Below are 16,934 nucleotides of genomic sequence, written 5' to 3'. Positions count from 1 at the left end.
AAGGTAAAAGTGCCAACCGTAGAGGTTGGCATTTTTTATAAATAAAAAGAATAGCGTTTTTGGGTTCAACCTTTGTTAAATTTACTAGCAAGACTGCCTATCAATACTTTGAAAGGTAAGCACCATCTTACTCATCTCGAATCCTTTATTTGAAATTCTCTCTAACAGCAGTTTTGCGCCATTTTCTCCTGCTTTATCAAAAGCATAATTGAATGTAGACAGGGTAGGAGTACAGACTGACGCGAGTTCATCGTCACCAACACCAAGTACGAAAATATCTTTCCCAGGCTCAAGTTTAGCTTCTTGAATGGCCCTCATGGCACCAATCGCTATACGGTCAGTTGCACAAAATAGTCCGTCTAATTTCGGGAACTTCTTGAGGTGTTCCTTGGCTAGGTCGTAACCTGACTCAATCGTAAAATCGCCTCGGGCATGGAATTTTAACTCAAGGTCATTGTGTTTGAGGGCATCTTTAAAACCTTGAGATCTTTGCTTATCAACGGCGATGTCGTCGCCTTGAACGCCAATAAAGCCTAGTGTTTGACACCCTTTATCAACCAGTCTATTTCCAGCTTCAAAGCCAACACGAGTATCGTCATGAACGATGCTAGGTATGTTGAACATTGAACCATCTTGACCAACCAACACCACTGGAACAGCCGAGCCTTGAATTGCTTTTACTAGCGTTTTATCTAAGTGAGTGGCGTATAGAATGATCCCTTCCACTCGCTTTTGATTGAAGATATGGATGTACTCCAACTCTTTTTGATGCGCTTGATGAGTACTGGCCAACAAAACATGCTTGCCGGCTTGTTCAAGCACCGCCGTTAAGCCGTCAACGCCTTGTGATGTGGCGTGAGAAGACACGCGTGGAACAATGACTCCAACAAGGTTTGTTTTGCGAGATTTAAGGTCTTTAGCGACTTGATTCGGAACATAGCCACACTCTTCTACGGCTTTGCGCACTTTGATCTTCGTCGCTTCTTTTACGCCATATTCATCATTAATAACACGTGAAACTGTCGACTTTGAGACGCCAGCTAGAAGTGCAACATCGTGCAGACTTGCCATTCACACTATCCATTCATCTATTTTTTGGGATTGTTTGCAAAGAGATGAGACTCGTTGCTTAGGTTAATAGGGATTTTAACCCTGCCCGAGTCATTTGGGGAGATAATTTAAAGATCTTTCTCACACTCTTGAGGAGATATCTTTGATCATTTGTTACTAATCAGCAAAAATTCTTTTTGCAAACGTTCCCGAAAGTATCACAAGGCTCAAATTAGTAATCCAATGGGGTATGAAATGAATTATCCAGCAGTAGCAAAAGAGCTAATCACTTTACTAGGTGGCAAGAGCAATATTACCGCTCTCGCACACTGTGCAACGCGTTTACGCCTAGCTGTAGCAGATGAAACAAAAATCGATGAGCAAGCTATCGATAATCTTGAAGGGGTAAAAGGTCAGTTCAAAGTAGCAGGTCAATACCAAATCATTTTCGGTTCGGGAATTGTTAACCAAGTTTACGCCGAGCTGGCTAAGTTGACGGGCATGAGTGAGATGTCGACCAATGATGTCGCATCTGCGGGTGCCAACAAACAGAATATTGTTCAAAGAGCGGTAAAAGGACTCTCTGATATTTTCGTTCCGATTATTCCAGCAATTGTTGCTGGTGGTTTGTTGATGGGTATCTATAACTTATTGACAGCGCAAGGTTTGTTTATTGATGGGCAATCTTTAATTGATGCTAATCCTGGGCTAACTGACCTTGCGAATATGATCAATACTTTCGCTAATGCGCCTTTTGTTTATTTACCTATTCTATTAGCGTTCTCGGCAAGTAAGAAGTTTGGTGGTAATCCATATCTAGGAGCTGCATTAGGTATGTTGATGGTACACCCTGAGCTGCTGAATGGCTGGGGTTTCGGCGGTGCTGCTGTATCCGGAAATATTCCTGTTTGGAACATTATGGGTTTTGAAATCCAGAAGGTTGGCTATCAAGGCTCAGTACTTCCGGTTCTTGTTTCAGCGTTCATTCTGGCTAAGGTCGAATTAGGATTACGAAAGGTGATTCCTTCGGTGCTGGATAACCTTTTAACGCCGCTATTGGCTATTTTTATTGCGGGTCTACTGACGTTCACCGTTGTTGGTCCATTCACGCGTGATATCGGCTTCCTATTAGGTGATGGACTAAACTGGCTTTACAACTCGGCTGGCTTTGTTGGAGGTGCGGTATTTGGTTTGATTTACGCGCCGTTCGTTATTACGGGTATGCACCACAGCTTTATCGCGATTGAAACACAGTTACTAGCCGATATAGCAATCACCGGTGGTACATTTATCTTCCCAATTGCAGCTATGTCAAACGTATCTCAAGGTGCAGCAGCGCTTGCGGTTGGCGTCATGAGCAAAGACAAAAAGATGAAAGGGATTGCGATTCCATCTGGTGTTACTGGCCTACTAGGTATTACCGAGCCTGCTATGTTTGGGGTAAACCTAAAACTGCGTTACCCGTTCATCGCCGCTGTGTGTGCTGCTGCTCTATCGAGTGCCTTTATTACAATGTTCAACGTGAAAGCGCAGGCACTAGGTGCAGCGGGCTTACCAGGTATTATCTCAATTTCTCCTGAGTATATTGGTTACTACATCGTTGGTATGATCATCGCGTTTATTACGGCGTTTGTACTGACAGTGGTTCTTGGTATGCGTGAACAAGTAAAGCAAAAGCGTAAGGTGACGGCTTAAATTTGAACTCCTTAAAGGTGGGATTCCCCCAATTCCACCTTTTTCCTAAATTGTTGGGGAGCTAGCCAAGAGCGTTATTTTGGCTAGCCTTTTTTGTATTTTTTTCATTGATAGGAGCAACTGTTCATGGCCGCTCAATTATCAATATGTTTGTTTCAAGGTAAGCATGATGAATCAAGTATGGGTAACAGGCGATGCCGTTGTTGACTTAATTCCCGACTCCGACTCGACACTATTGAAATGTCCAGGTGGTGCGCCTGCTAATGTCGCGGTTGCCGTTTCTCGTCTGTCTGGCAAAAGTGCTTTCTTTGGGCGAGTCGGAGATGATCCGTTTGGTCGTTTTATGAAGACGACACTGACCAAAGAAAATGTAAATGCCGATTTTCTGGTTCAAGATCCAACACACAGAACATCAACGGTAGTGGTTGACTTGGATGATGATGGTGAGCGCAGCTTTACCTTTATGGTTAAGCCAAGTGCCGATCAGTTTATGGTCAACGATGATATTCCAAGCTTTCAACAAGGTGATTGGTTACATGTCTGCTCTATTTCTCTGGCTAATGAACCAAGCAGAAGCAGTACATTTGAAGCAATTGATAGGATCAAACGCGTCGGTGGCTATGTGAGTTTCGACCCAAACTTGCGCGAAGAGGTATGGGCGAATCCGTCTGAAATAAAAAGTACTGTAATGAAAGCTGTGGCACTGGCTGATGTCGTCAAGTTCTCTGAAGAGGAATTAGTGCTTTTGACTGGTTCTCAATCGGTTGAACAAGGTCTAAATGCTATCGCTGATTTTGACAACACGCTCATTTTGGTTACGCAAGGTGCCAAGGGAGTGTGGCGAATCTTTGAAGGTTCAGGAAAGCGAGTAACAGGTCAAGTCGTACAGCCAGTTGATACGACTGGTGCTGGTGACGCCTTCGTCGGTGGCCTGCTCGCAAGACTTTCTCAACAGCAACATTGGGATAATCTCGCCACGATCGATAAAGCGATCGAGTGGGCAAATGGCTGCGGTGCACTTGCAACAACGCAAAAAGGTGCCATGACTGCACTCCCTACCCAAGAAGAACTTATTCAGTTCATCCACTGCGAACAATCGTAGTCAACGAGAATTGAGAGCAACGCATGAACGTAAATAGTAATTGGACTTTAGAACAAAGATATCGCCGCTTAGAACAACTCACATCGCAAGAAGTGGCTGAAATGAAGAGCGCTCGAATCGCTGACCCGGGTTTTCCTAGTTACCACATAGCGCCAAAATTTGGGTTACTTAACGATCCAAATGGACTCTGTTATTTTAATAATGAACACCATATCTTCTATCAATGGACTCCGGTGGGTCCAGTACATGGTATGAAATACTGGTACCACGTCTCTACCAAAGACTTTATACATTTCACCGATCATGGAGTTGGGCTAAAGCCCGGTGACGATTACGACTCTCACGGGCTCTATTCAGGTGGGGCGCTTGTTGATAATGAGCAAGTATTGCTTTTCTTTACCGGCAACAAACGCGACCAAAATTGGGTTCGAGAGTCGACTCAGTGTTTTGCAACTATGACAACAACAGGTTGCATTGATAAGCAGGGTGTTATTATAGAAAATGACCATTATACAGAGCATTTTCGTGACCCTAAAGTATGGAAAAAAGATGACCAGTATTTCATGGTTGTGGGTGCTCAAACACCAGATAAACGCGGCTCAATGGTGTTATATCAAAGTCTAGATTTAAAAACTTGGCAGCATAAAGGGCCGATCAAAACCCGTTACCAAGATTTCGGTTACATGTGGGAATGCCCAGATTTTTTTGAAATTGGTGATAAATCAATCATGCTGTTTTCTCCGCAAGGTGTGTCATCCTCCAATGCCTATGATTTTAAAAACATCTACTCGGTCGCTTACATCGTTGGCGACAAATTAAACCTAGATTCAATGGAGCTTGAGGGCCACCAAGATATCATTCAACCTGATTATGGCTTTGATTTCTATGCTCCCCAGACTTACTTGGACGAACAAGGTCGCCGTATTTTGATTGCTTGGGTTGGTTTACCTGATATTGATACTCCATCGGTTAAGAATCAGTGGGCAGGTATGCTTTCACTACCACGTGAGTTGCGTTTGAAAGAGGGTTACCTAGTTCAATCATCTCTCAGTGAACTCGATGAGTTGAAAGGCAAGCGAGAAGTTTTCTCTGGAACACACGTGTTGAAACAAACAAGTTTCATGCTTCGTTTGGAATTCGAAAGTGATGAGTTTGCTTTAGAGTTCAGAAATGAAGGTGGCGACAAGGTAACCTTTAGTGCCGACGAAAATGAGTTTGCTCTCGATCGCAGCCAAATGTCTCAGAACTATGCTCATGAATTTGGAGATGTGCGAAAAGCACCAAGGTTGAGCAAAAGGCAAGTGATTGATGTCTACGTTGATAATTCAGTGATGGAAATTTTCATCAATGGTGGTAAACATACCATGACCAGTCGCTTCTTCATTGATGATCTACAGTTGGTCACTGAACAAGGTACAAAGCGAGCTTGTTACTACTCTATGCAATCTGTGACCGGGTTGTTCGATCAAGAAAGAATCGACTAGAGCCTTCAGTATTCGCGAATATAATCGTATGGAGAACGACCTTCAAGCCGTTGTGCTTGAAGGTCATTTTTGTCCTATGGTATTAAACAGAGCGTTACTTTCCGTTTAACTTCAACGCTGAGAATGTCACGCTGTTGTAGTCACCATTCTTCTTATCCGTTGCGAAGTCACCCGTACCCGCACAACCCGGCCCCCAAATTGGGTGAGAATCGTTCACGCTACACTGACCATACGCACCTGCTTTGAAGTAGAAGTCATCTTCTGCGTAACCGGTTGGAAAATCCTTGTCGTCGATACCTTTACTCAGGTCAATTTCATATTTCACCGTGTCATGACGTGCGGTCTCAAAAGTTAGATACATCATGGTCTCTTTGACTTCGACACGGTAGCTAAACTCTTCACCTAACTTGATGCCTGCCTTGCCTGGTTCTTGCTGATTTTCCCAAGTGTTGCCCCAAACTGGGTAAGCAATATCCTCACGGTTTGGATCTTTCTTCGCTAAGTTACGCTCGTAGTTCCAGAATACCGAGCCGTATTCATGGCCCGGAAATTTTTTATAGAAGATTTTTAATGGTTCGTTACCGTGTCCATAACCTGTTTTCGCTTTAATGAGTTCGTCGTGTTTTTTCGCGTGAATCTGTCCCACGACGACAGAGTGTGCCGGGTATTTCTCTGGGTGTTTAGCATTGACTGAGACATGATCGACTTTGAGAGTCGCTTCGAGCGTTCCGCCAACGGCGCTGTATTGATCTGCTTGAGGATGGCTAGAGAGCGCCCATTGATTGAGTTTTCCGTCAGTAAGGATGTTGTCAAAGTTAGCGCCGCGCGGCATTTGGCGTAGTTCAGAGCGTGCGTTCTTCGAATTTTTAGTCGTGATCGCCTTGTTATGTACCTCAAATACAAGGTGTCCATCTTTGTTTAGGAAGAAAAAGTCCTCATGAGAGTAGCTTAGCATGGCGACACCCTCGATCTCGTCGATGCGCCCGTCTTCATTGATGTCAGAAGGGATTGTGATCTTCCAGTTTCGCATATCAAACTTATCGGCAGGAACAGCATGAGATACGCCATTGTTAACTACTTCAGCCATAGAGGTTAGAGGCATAGATAGTAGGATAGATGCGGCAATTAGGGTTCTTTTGTTCATTATTGGTACTCTTATTATGTAATATTGTCATACATAATAGTTATCATTGAGTTAAGAAAAAGACTTGATCGTCCTATGTGTAAATAAGATCACATATTTTTTTGAAATTGATGTACTCACTGTGAGAGATGTCTGACTGTTTTCACTCCCGACTTGGGTGGCTTTTGAAGCTTACTAACAAGACCATGCATAGCCGACTTTTGGATTTTAATTATAGTTGACCTTGTCAACTAGTTGCTTTTGGGTTACCTTTGTACTGTAAACGTTAACCCTCATCGACACTGGTTGATAACGCTCCCCAAAGGCTCAAATAAAGACCTATATGACTAAGTCTCAGTTTTTCGCGCACTACCTGCGTTTGAATCGTAAGTCTTACCTGCTTGCGATTGTTTTCATATTTCTCGTTAACTGGCTGCAGGTCGAGATCCCTCGCTACATCCAGTTGGCGATTGATCTCATCGATGATGCGTCGGTGGCAGGTCATGATCAGCTGAAAACGTATATTGCGATCATAGTGGTGATGTCGGTGTCGATGATCATTGTGCGGACTTGGTCGCGTATCTATGCGCTTAATCCAGGGCGAATAACCGAAGCTTCTCTCAAAAACACACTGCTAGAAAAGCTCAATCGGTTACCAAACAGTTTCCACTCTCAGTTTGCCTCTGGACGTTTAATCTCAATCATTAACAATGACTTGCAAGGTGTGCGTTTGTTGTTTGGTGTTGGATTTTTGCAGTTTTTCAACGCGTTATTAGCGTTGTCTTTAACGCCGTTGTGGATGTGGCGCATTTCTCCCGAACTTACGATGTATTCAGTGATTCCGATTATTATCGCGTTTGTTATTTTCCGCGTGGGTTTTGTGAGAATGAAATCGCTGCATATGGAGCATATGAAGCGATTACAGAACTTGTCTGCACAGTTGATGAGTTACCTATCGGGCATCGATTTGATAAAGAGCCAACAAATGTCACCGTGGGTGAGAGCAGAAACTGAAAAGCTTAATCAGATGTTGTTGCAATGCAGAATCAAGATCACACGCATTCAAGTGTTCTTTATGCCTGTTTTAGATTATGCCAATGACCTAATGAAGATCCTGATTCTTGGTTTAGGTGGCTACATGCTCGTTAATCAAGAGCTTACGCTAGGTGAGATTACAGCTTTCTTAACTTATTCGGTACTGTTAGCCATGCCTCTGATGCAGCTAGGGCGTATTGCGACCATTTATCAGCGTGGCATTGTGGGCATCACCAGTGCACAAACCATTTTGAATGCGAAGGTGCCTGAACGGGATGAAACGACGTTAACTACCGATGAAGTTGCAGCACTGAAAGGCCAAACGCTGTCAGTAAGAAACCTCAGTTTTCAATACGAAGGTGAAGAGCGTTTAGTGTTGAATGACATCAGCTTTGATATTCCGGCAGGTAAAAAAGTAGGGGTACTCGGTAGTATTGGATCAGGTAAAACGACATTGGTCAACTGCTTGAATCATCATTTAGATGTGACAGCGGGGAGCGTGTTTCTGGGCGACAAAGACATCACTGAGTTTTCGCGTAACGATTTGCGCCGCTACGTTAAAACCGTGACTCAAGACCCATACCTGTTTTCAGCAACGGTAGAAGAGAACATTCGATTTGGCAGCACTCAGGCTGACATTGCCAAAGAGCAAGTGGATGAAGTGTTGAACCTTAGCCAGCTTGCGAATGATGTGGCACGTCTTGAAATGGGCGACCAAACCTTGGTGGGAGAGAAGGGCATCATGCTATCTGGTGGGCAGAAGCAACGCTTGAGTATTGCGCGTGCACTACTAGAGCCTGCTGACTTGATCATCATGGATAACGTCCTCTCAGCTGTCGATTATGAAACCGAAAGAAAGATTCTAGAAGGGCTGTTTAAACGCCTAGAGAATCAATCGGTGCTGGTGGTTTCGCATCGTGTCAACGCACTAGAGTACATGGACGAGATCATCGTCTTAAATCAAGGAAAAGTGATCGCTAAAGGCGCTCATTCAACTCTGCTAAAAACATGTCCTTACTACTATGAGACGTGGCAATTACAGCAAAATGAAGCGGAGGCAGCGGCATGTTAAAAGGCGTTGATATTAAATATCTCAAACACTTCCTGCAGTTTGCGAAGAAGTACAAGCGTACCGCATTTATCGGTATTGCGATGCTGCCGCTCACCATTATGACGAGTTTGCTGTTTCCGTGGCTGATCATTCAAGTCATCGACGTTCAATTGAGTAATGGTAATATCGATGGCTTGCTGGAATATGTGTTCTACCTGGTAGTAGTACTTATCGTCAGCTATGTGGTTGATACGACATACTCGTACAACCTTAGAAAAACAGGGCAGCTGACCATCACAGATATGCGCTCGGTGCTGTTTGCTCGTGTTCTCAAATTGCCACGTAGCTACTTTGATAACACACCGATTGGCATTACGTTGTCACGTCTAACCAGCGACCTCGAAACCATTGGTGAAACCTTCATTCAATCTGTGGTCGGTTTAGTAAAAGACACGCTCAATACGCTCGCTTTGATTGGGATGATGTTTTACATCGATTGGAAGCTCACTTTGATTGTATTAGTGGTGATGCCACCGGTGATGTACTTGACGGTGTTTGTCCGAAACAAGCTGCGTCAGATGCATCTGATTACCCGTTCGACATTGGCACGCGGAATTGGTTTTCTACAAGAAGCCTTGTTAGGCATGAAAACCGTTCAGCTGTATCGTGCTGAAGAAGCCGTCGAGAAAAGATTCAAAGGCTATACCGACGAGTTTTTGAGAGCACAGAAGAAGATCAATAAGTACGATGCGATTCTATTCTCGGTGATCTCCGGTGTCACCTCGATAACCATTGCATTGATGATTTGGTTTGGCTCAGAGCAAGTTCTACAAGGCAGCTTGACTCTGGGTGTATTGATCGCTTTCATCAATACCTTAGAGAAAGTGTTTGTTCCGATTCGTGACTTTACCTCGCAAATCGCCTCAATTCAGAGCTCGTTTGCAGCTTTTGACCACATTGAAGAGCTGTTTGTTGAGCCGACAGAGGAGCAGGGGAAAAAACTACTGCCGTCACACCAAGTTGAAGAGCAACTACGTGACTTTGTGAGTTTGGAATTTAAGAATGTCAGCTTCCGTTATAAGCCGGACGCACCATATGTACTCAAGGATGTCTCTTTCGTTTTAGAGAAAGGCTATCAGATTGCGTTAGTAGGTTCGACAGGTTCTGGTAAGTCGACGATCATGCGTTTGATTTCGAAAACCTATCAGAATTATGAAGGCAGCATTCTGCTTAACGGCATCGAGTTGTCAGATATTTCAATGGAAGACTCAGCGCACCTGTTTTCATTGATGATGCAAGACGTACATCTTTTTGAAGAGAGTGTTCATTTCAATATCGCTCTAGGTAAAGAGCACGTTTCGCGTGAACAAGTTGAGCAAGCTGCGCGTTATGTGTATGCGGACCAGTTCATTCAGCAGTTGCCTGATGGGTATGATTTCCATCTTGATAAGAACGGCTCGAATCTGTCTGTGGGTCAGACACAATTGCTCTCATTTGCTCGTGCGGTAGCGCAAGGTGGGCAGGTAATGATGCTCGATGAAGCAACCAGCTCGGTTGATTTGATAACGGAAAATCTGATCCAAAAAGCAATGCAAAAGCTGTTCAAAGAGAAGACAGTGATTGCCATTGCACACCGCCTGAGTACCGTTCGTCACTCCGACATGATTTTGGTGTTAGAGAAGGGTGAGATCGTTGAACGAGGTAATCACAGACAATTGGTTGACCACAACGGTGTATATGCAGGGCTACTCAATGAGTCCATCGTAGAAACCAGCGAACCACAAGTGGTTGGAGCGTAATAGTTCCCCAACATTATAAAAATGCAATCAACCTAAAGGATTGCAGAGCATTACTTATGGTTAAATAGTTGAGTTGATGGTCGTTAAACGATAGATCTGTCATTAACAAGCAAGAAAAAATACCTGGTTTTGTATCAAGGAGATGGCCGAAATAAACATATTTTACTTCGGGAAATATGTTATTCTCTCGATACTACTAAAGGAGTGTTTTTAAAACACTGAAATGTATACGAGCAACAGCCGAGTGCTTGTGTCAGTCACTTTCTGGCGAATATGGAATAGAGAATGTTGTTGGAAGAAGTTGTAGAAATTATTGAGTTGACCGATTCAGATCATTTAGTTCAAGCAATGGAATTGTTTAATGAACATGGTTTTGTTCATGCTGAGCAGCTGCCGTTTATGAAGGTGGTGTTTGATACCGCTCCTGAGCACTTAGCTATGAAGCTCTCTCAAGTTGGCTTTAAGGGTAAAGTTGAGATTGTGAAAGCAGAAGGTGAATCGGATTATATTGTGTTTGATGCTGCGCGTACCGAGTCAGAGGGTGCAGTCAATTGGAGCAAGAGTGCTTAAGTCTTTTTGAACGACAAAGCAGGACTTTTATCATTATTTGAGGTTAACACAGTGACAACAGCGACTACTTCATCAACTGAACATCTGTCTAACGAGCATGCCTTATTGGGCGCAGCACTGCTTGCAGCGCAAAAGGTTGAGTTCTCACTTTATACCGTGATTGCTAAATTGGTGACTACAGATAGCAATGCTCATGAACGCCAAGCGATTGAACTTAATGCCGATACTTTTTTGAAAGGCAGCAGTAGTGACTTGTCATTAGTTCTCGATCTTTATTATCAAGTATTTGGCAACAAAATACCGCTTACGAAGGCAGAAGTGAGTGATTTTGTTTTTAATCGTAACCTTATTTCGCGAAATTATTGGCGTGCTACTGGCGCGAACGTCAAGTGTGGAGAAAAGTTAGGTAACCCAGAGCTCTACTTATCTGAGTTTGTCGCTAAATGCGAAGCTTGGTTACACAAACTCGCTTAACTCTGTTTTAAGTCTATTTAAGCGAATTGAAGTTAAAGAAAACCACGGAGTCGTGGTTTTTTTGTACCTGAAATCTAAGAGAGAGACGATTTTCTGAGCGGCTTAAGGCGTATGTTAAAAATTAGATTGACTTGGCTTCTCGACTAGCGAATTACACCATTTCCATATAGAGTGACCTAATATCAAGATGTATAAAGGAATAAGCAATGCTAAGAGTGGTTTGGTTAGTGATAATGGCTATTTTGCCTATGATGAGTTCTGCGTCTGAAGAGACACGATACTCTGAACAGGAGTACCTAGATAGACCGTTGATGGAACGTTACATCTTGGACGAACTCAAGTCTCTGCGAATTGACCAGCAAGACCTTGAGCGCAGAATGACCATTCAAATCACCGATCGTGAGCTAGAGGTGGCGGACAAGTCGCTCAACTATGCAAACGTCACCGTAACTTATTTCTTCTATATCATCGCGGGTGTTGCTTCTTTGATCGCTTTGATTGGTTGGCAATCGCTCAAAGAAATCAAACACAACACCAAAGAGATGGCCGATCAACGGTTGGATAAGATTGCTCAAGAGTACGAGAAGAAGTTTGTCGCACTCGAGAGAGACTTAAAACGTAAAACTCGCATTATCTCTGAAAACAATCGCGAGATTGAGATCATCAATGAAGTACACAACCTTTGGTTGAGAGCCCAGAACCAGCAAACTCCCGAGCAGAAACTTGAGATCTATGATGATATTCTTAAGATCCGTCCTGGTGACTTAGAAGCTCTGACTTATAAAGCGGATGCAGCGATGGAGATGCAAGAATTCCATTGGGCAATGAGCTTGTGTAACCGAGTATTAGAAGTGGACCACCAAAACGCGCACGCGCTATACCAACGTGCTTGTGCATACGCGCGTTTAGGTTCTGAAGTCCAAGCTATTGAAGATCTAAAACGTTCAATAGAAGCGAGTGCCTCAATGCGTGATCTTATCTCGGATGAAACCGACTTTGAAATGTTACGAGGTTTGGAAGGTTTTGAAGCGCTACGTGAAGAGCAATAGTGCTGTAAACTAGCCCTTTGGTGATGTTATCAAAGGGCTTTGTTGAATTAATCGACGACGACAGCGGTACCACTGGCTGAAACCATGAGCATGCCGTTGCCTTGACCTAACACTTCGTAATCAATGTCGACACCGACAACAGCGTTTGCACCCAGCTCTTGAGCTTTTTGTTCTAGTTCTTGGAACGCATAAGAACGCGCTTTTTCGAGCTCTTTTTCATAAGTGCCAGAGCGACCACCTACGAAGTCTCGAATGCCTGAAAACATATCTTTAAACACGTTAACACCGAGGATAGCTTCTCCGGCAATCACCCCTTTGTATGCGACGATGCGTTTTCCTTCAATTGACTGAGTTGTTGTCACGATCATAATGCTGTTTCCTTATCGGTTTAATCTGTGTGATTAGAGCTAAATTGCTCCCTTAACCATGCTCTTAGTTTTAGCACACTTTCATTTTTAAGTTTGTTATCGGAACAAACAAAATAATAGTCCTGATGCGGGTTTGAAACGGGTGCGCTAATTTCGACTAAGGCTCCATGCTTTATATCGTCACGCACAAATAGTCGGTGAGTGACAAGTATACCAAGAGAGCGTGTCGCGGCTTGTACCGCCTGAATGGACACATCGAAGGAGAGGTTAGTACTGAAGAGTGGCATGGGCAGTCTGTGTGCATCGCACCATACTTGCCAATCGTGCTCTCTACGTGGGTTAAACACGCCAATGACGGGGTAGGTTTTGATCAGATCTTCCATCGATTGCGAACCCTGTTCACTGACTAAATTAGGGCTGGCTACTAGCACCAGCTCATCATCTCCAAGTTTTTCACAGTAGTAATCTTGCCACTCTCTCGGTTTTCCATGTACCAAGGCAATATCGACTCCTTCTTGCTCGAGATCGAAATAACCAATTCGGTTGGAGAGTCGAATATCTAGGCTCGGTGAGTTGTGTTGCAACATAGGAACCCGGGGTATCCACCAGTGTAGCGCCAAGGAGTTGACCATATTGACGGTCAATCTGTTCTCTTTAGGTGTGTTGGCTAGCTGATCTGTTGCATCGACAATTTGTTCAAGCGCGGGCGCGACTTTTCGATAGTAGCGCTTACCATCAGTGTTGAGAACGACACGTCGTCCAACACGCTGGAATAGAGGCTTATTAACTTGCTGCTCTAACGACTTGATCGCTTGGCTCACTGCAGAGTGGCTAACAAACAGAGCTTTAGCGGCCTCGGTCATGCTACCTGTCTCTGCAACTGCGACAAAAGCGTAGATTGATTTCAATGGAACGAGTTTCTTCATAAGTAAGTTTTCCTTACAGTTATGGTTAATATTACTCGCTATTTTTTGTTGTGTCAGCCTTCTAGAATAAAGCGCATAGGAGGTGATAATTATGTCTGATATTACCAAGGCCACCCTGTTTATGGTGGTGTCTACATTTAGTCTGTCAGTTGGCGGGCTTGCAGCGAAATACCTCGCTGAGATCATGCCAGTAACCTTGCTCGTTTTTTCTAGATTCTTCTTTCCTGGTCTGATTTTATTGTCTTTCTTAGTTTTCGTGCGATTGCGTAAACCTAGTCGCACGTTACTCAAGCCCATTGTCTCTAGAGCTTTGTGCATGACGGCTTGTCAGCTCTGTTTTTTATCATCACTGCAGAGCTTAACTTTGGTTGAGAGTATCGTTTTGTTTAGCACTGGACCTTTGTTTATCCCGGTGTTAGAAAAATTAATATTTGGCGTGAAATTCAACCCAAGGACTTTAGTTTGTTTAGGGATGACGTTTACCGGTGTTGTACTGATGGCGGGAAATCTCTCGGAGTTCGACTTTAAACCCGCGATCTTAATTGGCTTAATGGCAGGATTCTTTAACTCAGGCTCACAAGTGAGTTTGTATCGAGCATCTAAGGGTGAATTATCAGCTGCAGAGATGAATGCGTGGACCTTCTTGATCGCCGCTCTGTTGGCTTCACCGATCATGATTTATAGCTTGCTGGATATTGTATCGCTCGATCAGGCACTCATTACCAATGTGGGAGAAGGGTTTACGCTATCGAATTATTATTGGGTAGGGTTGGTGTTGGCGATGTTTGCGGGGTTCACCATCAACACACAAATATGTCGCGCCAAAGCCTATCGTCTGGTAAGCAGTGGCTCTCAATTGGCTCCGCTGATTTTCACCACACTCTTGTTCAGTGCGATTTGGCAAGCTCTGTTGTTCGACGACACATTTTCGAATCAAAAGCTACTTGGTATTGGGCTGATTATTTTTGCTAGCATGGTCAATACTTTCTTGTCTCACCGAAAACACAAGCTTGCTCTTAAGTTAGATACGGAAAACCCTAAAGCGGTGAATGAATGCAGACCGTAAAATTCTCGATATGTGCTAGCGTATCAGCGGCCAGTACTGTTCCAGCTAAAAAGTGTTGTTCGGGAGAAAAAGTCTAGGTGTTATGTTTTTACCTTGTTGGTAGTAACCAATTAAGCGACGAGTTTGGAGATCATGAAGCCGCAAAGGTTGCAAAAAATGACTGAACTTAGGCGTCTTCGGTATGCTAATTGTCACTTTGAGCTGATAGACTGGTTACAGCATCAAGATAAAAGTTCGGAGTGAAAGCGCAGAGATGAAATTACAAGTTGATACCCACACTCATACATACGCCAGTGGTCATGCATACAGCACCTTGATTGAGAATGCTAAAGCTGCCAGTGATCGAGGCCTTGCGATGTTTTGTACAACGGATCACTCAGAGTCTATGCCGGGCGCGCCACACTACTGGTTTTTCAGTAATCAACGCATACTCCCTCGTTTTATCGCAGGCGTCGCCATTATTCGCGGCGTTGAATCGAACATCATGAACACGGAGGGTGAGATTGACGTACACCCGAGTGTAGACAAGAACCTCGATTGGGCGATTGCAAGCTTTCATGAACCTGTTTTCCCGCCTGCAGATAAAGCGGCTCATACTTTGGCGTTGATCAATGTGATAAAGTCTGGTCGTATCGACGCGCTTGGGCATCTAGGTAATCCGAACTTTGACTTTGATTTTGAGGCGGTGATTGATTGTGCGGTTGAGCATAATGTCGCTATCGAGATCAATAACACCACGCTCAAAGGCAATAGCCGTATTGGTAGTGTTGAGCGTTGTTATGAAATCGCCAAAATTGCCAAGGCAAAAGGGGCATACATCACAACCGGTAGTGATGCACACTTTTGCGCGGATGTCGGGGGCCTAGACCTCGTTTCGCAACTGCTTGATGAAGTCGGTATGCCGTCAGAGCAAGTGATTACGCATTCGCCTAGCCAGTTTTTGCGCTTTTTAGCACTGCGTGGCCGTAATGAGATCCCAGAATATTCAGATCTTGTTTAAGAGAATGTTGGCGGGTTTGCATTTCGTCACAATCATTTTTTGTGTGTACGGCATTTTTGTATAAACTAGCGCTCACAAATAAAGTCATAAGCACCGTAAACAAAAAGGTGTATCTTCAACTGGAGAAACAATGAAAACTCGCTCAATTCTTTTATCTGGCCTGATTGCGGCCTCGGTGATGTCGGCATCAGCGTTTGCAAGCGTAGACCTCAAGAAAAACATGCAAGAGATGAAGCTTGCATTCAAACAAGCTGCAGAAGCTCAAAGCATTGAAGAGATGCAAAAACCAATGGTACGTCTAGATACTTTGGTTGCTGAGTTGAAAACGGGTTCTTACCCAGCGGAGAAAGAGCAAAACTTTATGGAAGGTTTCTCTAAGATCCAAGCATCAATTGACTCAATTGAGCAGAAACTAGAACAAGGCCAATTCGAAGAAGCGAAGCAAGAGCTACGCACAATTGATGGCCTACGTGAGCAATACCACGAGAAGCGTAACCCAAGCATCTGGAGCAAGCTATTCGGCTAACCTTTTGATGCTCCGCTTTGAGAGTATCCCTTAGGTCATACAAAATTCTGAACGCCACACCGGCTTTTGTTGGTGTGGCGTTTTTATTTCGAGCTAAATGACTATGTGAATGATATCAATAATGTGCGTTAGCTTAGGTTTTTAACATAATGTTAATTAATCCGTTTAAACGCCTAGTTAGCTGATTCATAATGTTAGAAATTTATAAACCCTATTTATAGATTCGTACTAGATGCGTCAAACGTCGTTCAATTATTCCATGCTTTGGGCTACCGCTTTAAGCTGGACGCTCATTACACTGATGCCTGTTATCAATGCTCACGGTAACAGCGCGGGCGTGTGGGCGACGTTATGTACGGTAAATGGGTTTGAGCTAGTACAAGTTGAAGAAGGTGAGCCGCAAACACACAATGGTAAGCCGTGTCCTTTTAGCCACTTTTCTAGTTTCCATCATGATGAAATTCCAACTGCACTACTAACAACTCGACTGAGTTTGATTGTCTCAGACAGCTACGCTTTTTTGGCTCTAAGCGAGGCTTTTAAGAGACATTCTCCTAGAGGCCCACCGCAAGCTATTTCCTAACTCAAACAACAAAAACCAAAACAATATAATTAA

General features: G+C 43.8%; 16 protein-coding genes. 12 read left to right on the top strand and 4 right to left on the bottom strand.

From position 1 onward, the window contains the following. Window positions 1-84: 84 nt before the first annotated feature. The gene (locus AC6I7V_RS15605; RefSeq protein ID WP_261883898.1) at window positions 85-1,071 is read right to left on the bottom strand and encodes a LacI family DNA-binding transcriptional regulator; all 987 of its coding nucleotides are present in this window, start codon (window positions 1,069-1,071) and stop codon (window positions 85-87) included. A 234-nt stretch (window positions 1,072-1,305) separates the two neighbouring features. Here AC6I7V_RS15605 and AC6I7V_RS15600 point away from each other — a divergent pair, with 234 nt between their 5' ends. The 3 genes from AC6I7V_RS15600 (at window position 1,306) to AC6I7V_RS15590 (ending at window position 5,331) form a co-directional block, all read left to right on the top strand. Further along, entirely contained in the window at window positions 1,306-2,745 is a 1,440-nt protein-coding gene (locus tag AC6I7V_RS15600) for a sucrose-specific PTS transporter subunit IIBC (RefSeq protein ID WP_498012203.1), read from the top strand. 169 nt (window positions 2,746-2,914) lie between these two features. Then, window positions 2,915-3,847 (top strand): fructokinase, encoded by a 933-nt coding sequence (gene cscK / locus AC6I7V_RS15595; RefSeq protein WP_498012394.1) that lies wholly within the window; start codon window positions 2,915-2,917, stop codon window positions 3,845-3,847. A 23-nt stretch (window positions 3,848-3,870) separates the two neighbouring features. After that, window positions 3,871-5,331 (top strand): sucrose-6-phosphate hydrolase, encoded by a 1,461-nt coding sequence (locus AC6I7V_RS15590; RefSeq protein ID WP_498012202.1) that lies wholly within the window; start codon window positions 3,871-3,873, stop codon window positions 5,329-5,331. Between the two features lie 94 nt (window positions 5,332-5,425). Here the strand turns inward: AC6I7V_RS15590 and AC6I7V_RS15585 are convergent, their stop codons facing one another. Next, the gene (locus AC6I7V_RS15585; protein WP_498012393.1) at window positions 5,426-6,433 is read right to left on the bottom strand and encodes a polysaccharide lyase family 7 protein; all 1,008 of its coding nucleotides are present in this window, start codon (window positions 6,431-6,433) and stop codon (window positions 5,426-5,428) included. A gap of 364 nt (window positions 6,434-6,797) precedes the next feature. On the opposite strand from AC6I7V_RS15585, the gene AC6I7V_RS15580 reads away from it, so the two are divergent. The 5 genes from AC6I7V_RS15580 to AC6I7V_RS15560 all read left to right on the top strand — a co-directional run bounded on the left by AC6I7V_RS15580 (window position 6,798) and on the right by AC6I7V_RS15560 (window position 12,432). Further along, window positions 6,798-8,561 carry an ABC transporter ATP-binding protein gene (locus AC6I7V_RS15580; RefSeq protein ID WP_498012201.1) on the top strand — a complete coding sequence of 588 codons (1,764 nt, stop codon included), beginning with the start codon at window positions 6,798-6,800 and terminating at the stop codon, window positions 8,559-8,561. Next, a complete protein-coding gene (locus AC6I7V_RS15575) occupies window positions 8,555-10,339 on the top strand; it encodes an ABC transporter ATP-binding protein (protein WP_498012200.1) in 1,785 nt (594 codons plus the stop codon). The genes AC6I7V_RS15580 and AC6I7V_RS15575 overlap by 7 nt, the downstream gene beginning before the upstream one ends. A 285-nt stretch (window positions 10,340-10,624) precedes the next feature. Beyond that, the gene (locus AC6I7V_RS15570) at window positions 10,625-10,909 is read left to right on the top strand and encodes a hypothetical protein (RefSeq protein WP_498012199.1); all 285 of its coding nucleotides are present in this window, start codon (window positions 10,625-10,627) and stop codon (window positions 10,907-10,909) included. Window positions 10,910-10,960: 51 nt separating this feature from the next. Next, complete coding sequence (locus AC6I7V_RS15565) at window positions 10,961-11,383, top strand: hypothetical protein (RefSeq protein ID WP_498012198.1); 423 nt, start codon at window positions 10,961-10,963, stop codon at window positions 11,381-11,383. Between the two features lie 206 nt (window positions 11,384-11,589). Next, window positions 11,590-12,432 (top strand): tetratricopeptide repeat protein, encoded by an 843-nt coding sequence (locus AC6I7V_RS15560; RefSeq protein ID WP_255232548.1) that lies wholly within the window; start codon window positions 11,590-11,592, stop codon window positions 12,430-12,432. Between the two features lie 47 nt (window positions 12,433-12,479). Here the strand turns inward: AC6I7V_RS15560 and AC6I7V_RS15555 are convergent, their stop codons facing one another. Then, the gene (locus AC6I7V_RS15555; RefSeq protein ID WP_255232549.1) at window positions 12,480-12,800 is read right to left on the bottom strand and encodes a heavy metal-binding domain-containing protein; all 321 of its coding nucleotides are present in this window, start codon (window positions 12,798-12,800) and stop codon (window positions 12,480-12,482) included. Window positions 12,801-12,820: 20 nt separating this feature from the next. Then, complete coding sequence (locus AC6I7V_RS15550; protein WP_261883885.1) at window positions 12,821-13,726, bottom strand: LysR substrate-binding domain-containing protein; 906 nt, start codon at window positions 13,724-13,726, stop codon at window positions 12,821-12,823. 91 nt (window positions 13,727-13,817) lie between these two features. Between AC6I7V_RS15550 and AC6I7V_RS15545 the strand changes: the two genes are divergently transcribed. The 4 genes from AC6I7V_RS15545 to AC6I7V_RS15530 all read left to right on the top strand — a co-directional run bounded on the left by AC6I7V_RS15545 (window position 13,818) and on the right by AC6I7V_RS15530 (window position 16,901). After that, a complete protein-coding gene (locus AC6I7V_RS15545; RefSeq protein WP_498012197.1) occupies window positions 13,818-14,792 on the top strand; it encodes a DMT family transporter in 975 nt (324 codons plus the stop codon). Window positions 14,793-15,045: 253 nt separating this feature from the next. Beyond that, window positions 15,046-15,792, top strand: coding sequence for a phosphatase (locus tag AC6I7V_RS15540; protein ID WP_498012196.1), 747 nt, complete (start codon window positions 15,046-15,048; stop codon window positions 15,790-15,792). Window positions 15,793-15,922: 130 nt separating this feature from the next. Continuing rightward, window positions 15,923-16,318, top strand: a complete 396-nt coding sequence (locus tag AC6I7V_RS15535) for a cytochrome b562 (RefSeq protein WP_032550337.1) — start codon at window positions 15,923-15,925, stop codon at window positions 16,316-16,318. A gap of 232 nt (window positions 16,319-16,550) precedes the next feature. Beyond that, complete coding sequence (locus AC6I7V_RS15530; protein WP_032550338.1) at window positions 16,551-16,901, top strand: hypothetical protein; 351 nt, start codon at window positions 16,551-16,553, stop codon at window positions 16,899-16,901. Window positions 16,902-16,934: the final 33 nt, after the last annotated feature.

It is taken from the genome of Vibrio sp. KUL70 (genome assembly GCF_059725515.1).
The sequence above is the reverse complement of the archived record's forward strand: the minus strand, read 5'-3'. Positions and strand labels throughout refer to the sequence as shown.

Excerpts from the sequence above, each read along its gene's own strand:
- AC6I7V_RS15575 (WP_498012200.1), top strand. The coding sequence starts at position 8,555 with ATGTTAAAAGGCGTTGATATTAAATATCTCAAACACTTCCTGCAGTTT.
- AC6I7V_RS15545 (WP_498012197.1), top strand. The coding sequence starts at position 13,818 with ATGTCTGATATTACCAAGGCCACCCTGTTTATGGTGGTGTCTACATTT.
- AC6I7V_RS15590 (WP_498012202.1), top strand. The coding sequence starts at position 3,871 with ATGAACGTAAATAGTAATTGGACTTTAGAACAAAGATATCGCCGCTTA.
- cscK (WP_498012394.1), top strand. The coding sequence starts at position 2,915 with ATGAATCAAGTATGGGTAACAGGCGATGCCGTTGTTGACTTAATTCCC.
- AC6I7V_RS15605 (WP_261883898.1), bottom strand. The coding sequence starts at position 1,071 with ATGGCAAGTCTGCACGATGTTGCACTTCTAGCTGGCGTCTCAAAGTCG.
- AC6I7V_RS15560 (WP_255232548.1), top strand. The coding sequence starts at position 11,590 with ATGCTAAGAGTGGTTTGGTTAGTGATAATGGCTATTTTGCCTATGATG.
- AC6I7V_RS15550 (WP_261883885.1), bottom strand. The coding sequence starts at position 13,726 with ATGAAGAAACTCGTTCCATTGAAATCAATCTACGCTTTTGTCGCAGTT.
- AC6I7V_RS15585 (WP_498012393.1), bottom strand. The coding sequence starts at position 6,433 with ATGCCTCTAACCTCTATGGCTGAAGTAGTTAACAATGGCGTATCTCAT.
- AC6I7V_RS15530 (WP_032550338.1), top strand. The coding sequence starts at position 16,551 with ATGCGTCAAACGTCGTTCAATTATTCCATGCTTTGGGCTACCGCTTTA.
- AC6I7V_RS15570 (WP_498012199.1), top strand. The coding sequence starts at position 10,625 with ATGTTGTTGGAAGAAGTTGTAGAAATTATTGAGTTGACCGATTCAGAT.
- AC6I7V_RS15535 (WP_032550337.1), top strand. The coding sequence starts at position 15,923 with ATGAAAACTCGCTCAATTCTTTTATCTGGCCTGATTGCGGCCTCGGTG.
- AC6I7V_RS15580 (WP_498012201.1), top strand. The coding sequence starts at position 6,798 with ATGACTAAGTCTCAGTTTTTCGCGCACTACCTGCGTTTGAATCGTAAG.
- AC6I7V_RS15540 (WP_498012196.1), top strand. The coding sequence starts at position 15,046 with ATGAAATTACAAGTTGATACCCACACTCATACATACGCCAGTGGTCAT.
- AC6I7V_RS15555 (WP_255232549.1), bottom strand. The coding sequence starts at position 12,800 with ATGATCGTGACAACAACTCAGTCAATTGAAGGAAAACGCATCGTCGCA.
- AC6I7V_RS15600 (WP_498012203.1), top strand. The coding sequence starts at position 1,306 with ATGAATTATCCAGCAGTAGCAAAAGAGCTAATCACTTTACTAGGTGGC.